This is a genomic window from Kurthia massiliensis, from assembly GCF_000285555.1.
In the GTDB taxonomy this organism is placed as follows: Bacteria; Bacillota; Bacilli; order Bacillales_A; family Planococcaceae; genus Kurthia; species Kurthia massiliensis.
Genome location: NZ_HE611003.1, coordinates 35,671 through 42,267 on the forward strand (window position 1 = coordinate 35,671; position 6,597 = coordinate 42,267).

The following is a 6,597-nucleotide window of genomic DNA, read 5'->3' on the forward strand; positions in this document are numbered from 1 at the left end:
ATATGCGCCGTTACACTAAACTAATTTTCGCATATACACACGTATCGCGTAATTGGTGCGTGTTAGCATTACGCGAATCTTGCTTCAAAATGCCCTCTAATTCAAAATGATTTTTTTCGGCAATTGCACGGCTACGAATGTTATCGCGATCACAACGAATTTCTAAGCGGTGTGCCCCTAAATCTTCAAATGCAAAAAGTGTCATGCTATGAACAGCCTCTGTCATATAACCATGTCCGCTATGGCGCTCATCAATCCAATAGCCAATTTCAAACTTTGGAATCGTCCAGTCAATATGCTGTAAGCCTAAGCAACCAACAAACTCACCAGTCTCTTTTAAAAATATGTGGAAGCGCAATTCTTCGCGGTTCATAAAACGCGCAATCGCTTTCCGAATATTTTCTTTCACATTTTCAGACGTTGGCTTTTGCTGTGCCCATGTCATAAACGGCTTTAAAAAGGCAATCGAACGTTCAATCGCTTCATAGACCATTTGCGTATCTTCTTCACGCGGCATGCGAACGATTAATTGTTTCGTCTCAAACTGCGATGGGAAATCCCAATACTTTTTATAGTCAAACTCTTCGTGTTCATCATTCCATGATACAGGCGTCGTCTTTTTCTCGAAAAAGTCTTCGCGTGTAATGCCATAAGTAACCGCATCGTAATATGCATCTTCTTTCGGCATATACCACGCGTCACGGAAATGAGCTTCTTTCACGAAGCCGACGCTTTCAAACGTTTTGCGCATCGGTACATTATCTTGTCGCGTATGACCTTCTAGGCGGATTTTTTTGTCTGGAATCGAAAATACGTATTTCGTCACTAAGCGAAGCGCTTTTTTACCATAGCCTAAGCCACGCCATTTTTCAGCGATTCTTAAATCAAATACAGGAATTTCATCTTGCAGATCATACAGTTGGGCCATGCCGACGATTTGACCTTCTTCGTTTTCAATCCAAAACGTCTTCACATCGTCTGATTCATAGCCTCCTTCTTCAATTGTACGTTCGATCAATTCGCGGCCAGGGTGTGATTGTACGTGATACGGCCATTCATTTTTCGTCAAAAAGTGAATCAGTGGTTCTTGCTCTTCGATTGTCCATTCTCTTAGTCGCATGTAAACACCTTCTATTAATTAAAGTCGTTATTATCATTATCGGAAAAAGCGTCTTAAAATTATTGCTTTTAAAACGCTTTTCTTCTTTATATTATTTTATACCCGACGATGATGCAAACAAAGCTCACTACGAGTGTCGTCAGCACGTAGCCAATTGCTTGTAGTATTTTTTGCGCCTTTATTAAACGTAGCGCATCAAATGCGAACGTTGAAAATGTCGTCAGCGCACCTAAAAATCCGACCGTCAGCATAAACGTAACGATATGGGTCTCGGCTAAATGGCCCGCCATCCCCATCAAAAATGAGCCGATGACGTTCACAATCAACGTGGCACGATAAAAAGGCGCTCGTCGTTTTTCACCATATTGAATAATCGCATAACGTAACGTCGCACCGAGCGCACCACCGATAGCAATCGCTAACCAAATCATGCGCGCCCACCTCGTTTCATAAAAGCATAGCCGATAAATGCAGCAACGATACAAGCAATCGTCATACCGAACGCATAATAAAGGGAACTTAAAAAGTTATCCACAGCGAGCGCCAACCATTCATTTGAAAACGAAGAAAACGTCGTAAACGAACCGAGCAGTCCTGTCGTTAATAACAATTTTATTTTGGCATTCGGTTTACGCTCAAAATAGCCATTTAATAAGCCCATACACAAACTACCGACGATGTTGACGGCCCATAACACACTGCCACTCATCATTAACATGCAACTATAGCGCAGCAAAACACCGATTACTGCACCCGCTGCAACGATTGCATAATTATTCAATATCTAATTCTAAAACGACTGGGCAGTGATCACTACCGAGTTGTTGGTCGTGAATATCTGCGTTCGTCACGTGTTGGTTTAAACGATCCGATACGATGAAGTAGTCAATGCGCCAACCGATGTTACGTTCGCGCACTTTGTTCATATATGACCACCATGTGAAGCGGTTGTCTTCTTGTGGATACATCGCACGGAACGTATCTGTAAAGCCACTATTTAAAAGCAATGTCATTTTGCCACGCTCCTCGTTCGTAAATCCAGAGTTGCCGACGTTTGGTTTCGCATTTTTCAAATCAATGGCTTCATGTGCAACGTTTAAATCCCCACAATAAATAACCGGTTTCTGTTGATCGAGCTCGATTAAATACGCACGTAAGTTATCTTCCCATTCAAGTCGTTCATCAAGACGTGCTAAATCACGTTTTGAATTAGGCGTATATACAGTGACAACGTAAAAGCGTTCATATTCTAATGTGATAATGCGACCTTCATCTTCGGTATCACGATCACCGACGCCATATTTGACGCTGAGTGGCGTATGTTTCGTAAAAATCGCCGTTCCTGAATAACCTTTACGAAGGGCGTAATTCCAATATTGTTCATATCCTGGCAAATCGATTTCTACTTGCCCAGCTTGGCATTTTGATTCTTGAATACAAAAAAAGTCTGCATCGACTTGTTCAAAGTATGCTAAAAATCCTTTTTTTAAACAGGCACGAATGCCATTTACATTCCATGATACAAATTTCATTTGTAACCTCCAAAAAAAAACGCTCCTCTAATGAAGAGCGTTCGTCGTTTATGATTTTGAGATTGCTGTTAAATCTTCACCGACAATTTTCACTTCAGTTTCTAAAGCGATGTCGAATTTTTCTTTAACGACGCGTTGTACCATATGAATCGTTTCGATATAGTCCGTTGCTGTCGCTGTACCTGTTTTGTTAATAATGAAGCCCGCGTGTTTTGTCGATACTTCCGCACCACCAACACCGTGACCTTGCAAGCCGCTATCTTGAATAAGCTTCCCTGCAAAGTGACCTGGAGGACGTTTAAATACCGATCCTGCTGACGGATATTCTAACGGTTGACGAGATTCACGACGATGCGTTAAATCTGCAATTTTTTCGTCGATTGCTGCTTGATCACCTTTTACTAATGTAAATACTGATGACAATGCGTAGTAGCCTTCATCAGCAATGATACTTTTACGGTAACCAAGTTTTAATTGCTCTTTTGATAACTCAACGATGTCGCCATCTTTTGTTAACACTTTACAACTTTTAATGACGTCGTTAATTTCACCATCATAAGCGCCCGCGTTCATCGCCATTGCACCGCCAATTGACCCTGGAATCCCACAAGAGAATTCAAGACCGCTTAACGTATGAGATGCTGCTGCTTTTGATACGTCTTTCAATAATGCACCTGCTTGTGCATATAATTCAGTGCCAGTTACTTCAATACGATTTAACTTTGCAAAGTTTAAAACGATACCACGTACACCGCCATCGCGCACGACCATGTTTGAGCCGTTACCTAATAATAAAATATTAATATCGTTTGCGCGCGCATATTTCACAACTGCACTCGCTTGCTCTTCGTTTTCAGGCATAACAAATACGTCAGCTGGACCGCCTAGTTTTGTCATCGTGTATTTATTTAATGGTTCATCAATTTTAATATTTGCTGGATCAATGATTTTCGCTAAATCTTCTGCCCATTGCATTTTCATAATGGAAAAATCCAATCCTTTCTCACTTAAGTTCATCACAACTAAGTATGAATCTTCATTAGCCATTTTACAAGTTTTATACTTTTAAAGCCACTGTTTCGACCATTTTTCAATCGCATCAATGGCGTCCTTCATACTATAACCTTTATCCGTTAATTTATATTCGACGCGTACTGGTACTTCCGTATAAACGCAACGTTCGACCATTTCCTCTTTTTCAAGTTCTTTTAAACGCTCCGATAATAATCGACCACTAATTGGTAAAGCCGATTCAATTTGATTGAAACGCTTCGGCCCATCTAACAATTCGTATAAGATCAACCCTACCCATCGCTTCCCGATTAAGTCCATTGCTTTTGCTAATCGCGGGCAAAGTGTATTTGTCTGTTCCATTGTGAACCACTCCTTGTATATTTATATTGTAACGGCATCAAATCGACTTTTCAACTTTTCGTAACTAAATTACTTGACGTAATAAACTTATCAATATATAGTAGGTTACATAAAGTAACTATATAACGAGAGGACGTTTCAAATGTTCAAATTAGATCCCAACATGCAATTAGGTTACGTGCAATTGCGCGTACTCAATCTCGATACACAAAAAGATTTTTATAAAACACTCGGTTTTCAATTATTAGAAGAAACAGCATCACGTGTCGTTTTTGGCGCTGGCAGTGACGAACCTTTACTTATTTTAGAGCGACAAGACAATACAGTTCCTCGCCCACCACGCTCAACAGGTCTTTTCCACTTCGCTATTTTAGTGAAAAGCGTAGATGACTTAGCATATGTGATCGGCCATTTAGCGCAACGTGGTATTCGCTTCTCAGGCGCAGGTGACCATTTATATTCAGAAGCGTTTTATTTAACAGACCCTGAAGGCAATGGCATTGAAATTTATCATGACCGTCCGAAATCTGAATGGACGATTAACGCAGACGGTACAATTGAAACTGATACGTTACCGGTCGATGTCGAAGCAATTTTAGCGCGCTTTAATCCACAAAGTGAGTGGACAGGTTTCCCGAACGGTACAATTTTAGGTCATATGCATTTAAACGTTTCGTATTTAGACGATGCATTGAAACATTTATATTTTGATGCCCTCGGTTTCGACTTTAAAACAAACTTCCACAATTCTGCCTACTTCATTTCAGCAGGCGGCTATCATCACCATATCGCGATGAATACGTGGAATGGTCAAGGCGCACCACTACCACCTGCTGAGTCGTCTGGTTTAATCGGCTATTCATTAAACCTGTCTTCTCGTGAAGCACTAGATGCACTGCGTCAAAACTTAATCGCTCAACAAGTTGCCTTTGAAGACGATGACACACAACTTGTCGTAAAAGATGTCAACGGACACGATATGGTATTTCACGTAAAGCATTAATTTTTGTATTCCCGGCTTCCGCCGTTTATAATAAAATTTGCAACAAATACATTTTTTAGGAGGATTTATCAATGACAAAATACGTAGTAGATCCAACACACTCTTCTGTAGGTTTTCAAGCGAAACATATGATGATTTCAAAAGTAAAAGGTCACTTCGATCAATTCAATGCAGACCTAGACATTAACCCTGAAGATTTAACAGGCGGCAACATTCGCTTCGAAGTTGATATCGCATCGATCGATACAAACAACGACGATCGTGACAATCACCTTCGTTCAGCAGATTTCTTTGACGCCGAAACGTATCCAAAAATGACATTTGTCGCAACAGACATTCAAAAAGAAGACGATGATGAATATAAAGTGACAGGCGATTTAACGATTCGCGACGTAACAAAACCAGTCACATTCGAAGTCGATTACAACGGTCGTGGTACAAACCCATGGGGCGTTGAAGTCGTAGCGTTCGAAGCAGAAGGTAAAATCAACCGTAAAGATTTCGGCCTAAACTGGAACCAAGCGCTCGAAACAGGTGGCGTACTCGTCGGTGAAACGATTAAAATTCACCTTGAAATTGAAGCGAACCCAGCATAATGAAAACAGCCAGAAAAATTTCTGGCTGTTTTTTTTATGGAAATTTATCGCAATTTTTAAAAAAATGTATATAATGAACGTATAGCAAATGGAAGGAGTGTTGAAGTTGAATATTTCTGATGGGCTTTTATTTTTTTACTTTATACCAACTATTATTATAGGTTTTATACTATATGTGTCGTTAAAGGAATTTAACGAGTATAAATTAGATAAAACGGCGAACGTTGAGCGAACAGATGCGAAAATTATTGCGAAGCGAACAGAGCTATTAGGTGGGGGCGATGCAGCTGTCCAAACGGTCTATTACGTAACGTTTGAGCTGTTTCATGGCATACGCAAAGAATTTAAAGTGCCACCTCGTATTTACGGTCAACTGTTAGAAGCCGACAAAGGTACATTGAAGTATCAACGAAAACGCTTCGTACAATTTGATCGTGCCTATTGAACTACCCCCACTTAGCCGTTCTTCGAACATGCTTGAAGTGGGGGATTCCTACGAACAGCGCTTGCTTGTTTCCACTTGCTCGAAACAGTGGCTTCACTTTTTGAGTAGGCGAGCCCCGTAGTTCCTACGGTTGTTGATATAATATCCTTAATCCCTCAGCTAAAATATTTTGACTTGCGTTAATATCTCGGTCTAGTTCCGTACCGCAAGATGGACAAGTCCACACACGAATATCGAGTGATTTTTTACCATCCTGATGCCCACACGCATGACAAAGTTGGCTCGATGGATAGAACCTTGAAATCTTCACAATTTCACGACCATACCACTTTGCCTTGTACGTCAGTTTTTGCACAAAAGAGGACCATGACACATCACTAATTGCTTTTGCCAACTTACGATTTTTCAACATGCCTTTTGTGTTTAAGTCTTCGAGGCAGATGACGTCATAGTTGTGAATTAATTCTGTTGATAGCTTGTTCAAAAAATCTTCACGTTGAAACGCAACACGCTCATGCAAGCGAGCC

Annotated in this window: 10 protein-coding genes; 3 read left to right on the forward strand and 7 right to left on the reverse strand. The window is 40.6% G+C overall.

The window, feature by feature from the left end; genetic code table 11:
- Positions 1-10: 10 nt before the first annotated feature.
- The 6 genes from KMHG_RS14755 to KMHG_RS14780 all read right to left on the reverse strand — a co-directional run bounded on the left by KMHG_RS14755 (position 11) and on the right by KMHG_RS14780 (position 4,026).
- On the reverse strand, positions 11-1,120 hold the full coding sequence (locus tag KMHG_RS14755; protein ID WP_010290657.1) for a GNAT family N-acetyltransferase: 1,110 nt from the start codon (positions 1,118-1,120) through the stop codon (positions 11-13).
- An 86-nt stretch (positions 1,121-1,206) separates the two neighbouring features.
- Positions 1,207-1,551 carry a fluoride efflux transporter CrcB gene (gene crcB, locus KMHG_RS14760; RefSeq protein ID WP_010290663.1) on the reverse strand — a complete coding sequence of 115 codons (345 nt, stop codon included), beginning with the start codon at positions 1,549-1,551 and terminating at the stop codon, positions 1,207-1,209.
- Complete coding sequence (locus tag KMHG_RS14765; RefSeq protein WP_010290668.1) at positions 1,548-1,901, reverse strand: fluoride efflux transporter FluC; 354 nt, start codon at positions 1,899-1,901, stop codon at positions 1,548-1,550. Before KMHG_RS14765 ends, crcB begins: the two co-directional genes overlap by 4 nt.
- Positions 1,894-2,652: an exodeoxyribonuclease III gene (locus KMHG_RS14770; protein WP_010290671.1), complete on the reverse strand. Its 759-nt coding sequence runs from the start codon at positions 2,650-2,652 to the stop codon at positions 1,894-1,896. Before KMHG_RS14770 ends, KMHG_RS14765 begins: the two co-directional genes overlap by 8 nt.
- Positions 2,653-2,700: 48 nt before the next feature.
- Positions 2,701-3,636, reverse strand: coding sequence for a UDP-N-acetylmuramate dehydrogenase (murB, locus tag KMHG_RS14775; RefSeq protein ID WP_026022136.1), 936 nt, complete (start codon positions 3,634-3,636; stop codon positions 2,701-2,703).
- Positions 3,637-3,717: 81 nt separating this feature from the next.
- Entirely contained in the window at positions 3,718-4,026 is a 309-nt protein-coding gene (locus KMHG_RS14780) for a winged helix-turn-helix transcriptional regulator (protein WP_010290674.1), read from the reverse strand.
- 142 nt (positions 4,027-4,168) lie between these two features.
- On the opposite strand from KMHG_RS14780, the gene KMHG_RS14785 reads away from it, so the two are divergent.
- From KMHG_RS14785 to KMHG_RS18095, 3 genes are all read left to right on the forward strand, one after another.
- Complete coding sequence (locus KMHG_RS14785; protein ID WP_010290675.1) at positions 4,169-5,029, forward strand: VOC family protein; 861 nt, start codon at positions 4,169-4,171, stop codon at positions 5,027-5,029.
- Between the two features lie 71 nt (positions 5,030-5,100).
- The gene (locus KMHG_RS14790; protein WP_010290678.1) at positions 5,101-5,625 is read left to right on the forward strand and encodes a YceI family protein; all 525 of its coding nucleotides are present in this window, start codon (positions 5,101-5,103) and stop codon (positions 5,623-5,625) included.
- Positions 5,626-5,713: 88 nt separating this feature from the next.
- Positions 5,714-6,070: a DUF2500 domain-containing protein gene (locus KMHG_RS18095; protein ID WP_044504922.1), complete on the forward strand. Its 357-nt coding sequence runs from the start codon at positions 5,714-5,716 to the stop codon at positions 6,068-6,070.
- Between the two features lie 124 nt (positions 6,071-6,194).
- Here KMHG_RS18095 and KMHG_RS18100 read toward each other — a convergent pair.
- Positions 6,195-6,597: RNA-guided endonuclease TnpB family protein (locus tag KMHG_RS18100; RefSeq protein ID WP_010290680.1), on the reverse strand; the 403-nt coding region annotated here is incomplete at its 5' end.

What these genes read in the sequence shown, in the direction of transcription:
- KMHG_RS18095 (WP_044504922.1), top strand. Translation starts at nt 5,714, where the DNA reads ATGGAAGGAGTGTTGAAGTTGAATATTTCTGATGGGCTTTTATTTTTT.
- KMHG_RS14785 (WP_010290675.1), top strand. Translation starts at nt 4,169, where the DNA reads ATGTTCAAATTAGATCCCAACATGCAATTAGGTTACGTGCAATTGCGC.
- crcB (WP_010290663.1), bottom strand. Translation starts at nt 1,551, where the DNA reads ATGATTTGGTTAGCGATTGCTATCGGTGGTGCGCTCGGTGCGACGTTA.
- KMHG_RS14780 (WP_010290674.1), bottom strand. Translation starts at nt 4,026, where the DNA reads ATGGAACAGACAAATACACTTTGCCCGCGATTAGCAAAAGCAATGGAC.
- KMHG_RS14755 (WP_010290657.1), bottom strand. Translation starts at nt 1,120, where the DNA reads ATGCGACTAAGAGAATGGACAATCGAAGAGCAAGAACCACTGATTCAC.
- KMHG_RS14770 (WP_010290671.1), bottom strand. Translation starts at nt 2,652, where the DNA reads ATGAAATTTGTATCATGGAATGTAAATGGCATTCGTGCCTGTTTAAAA.
- KMHG_RS14790 (WP_010290678.1), top strand. Translation starts at nt 5,101, where the DNA reads ATGACAAAATACGTAGTAGATCCAACACACTCTTCTGTAGGTTTTCAA.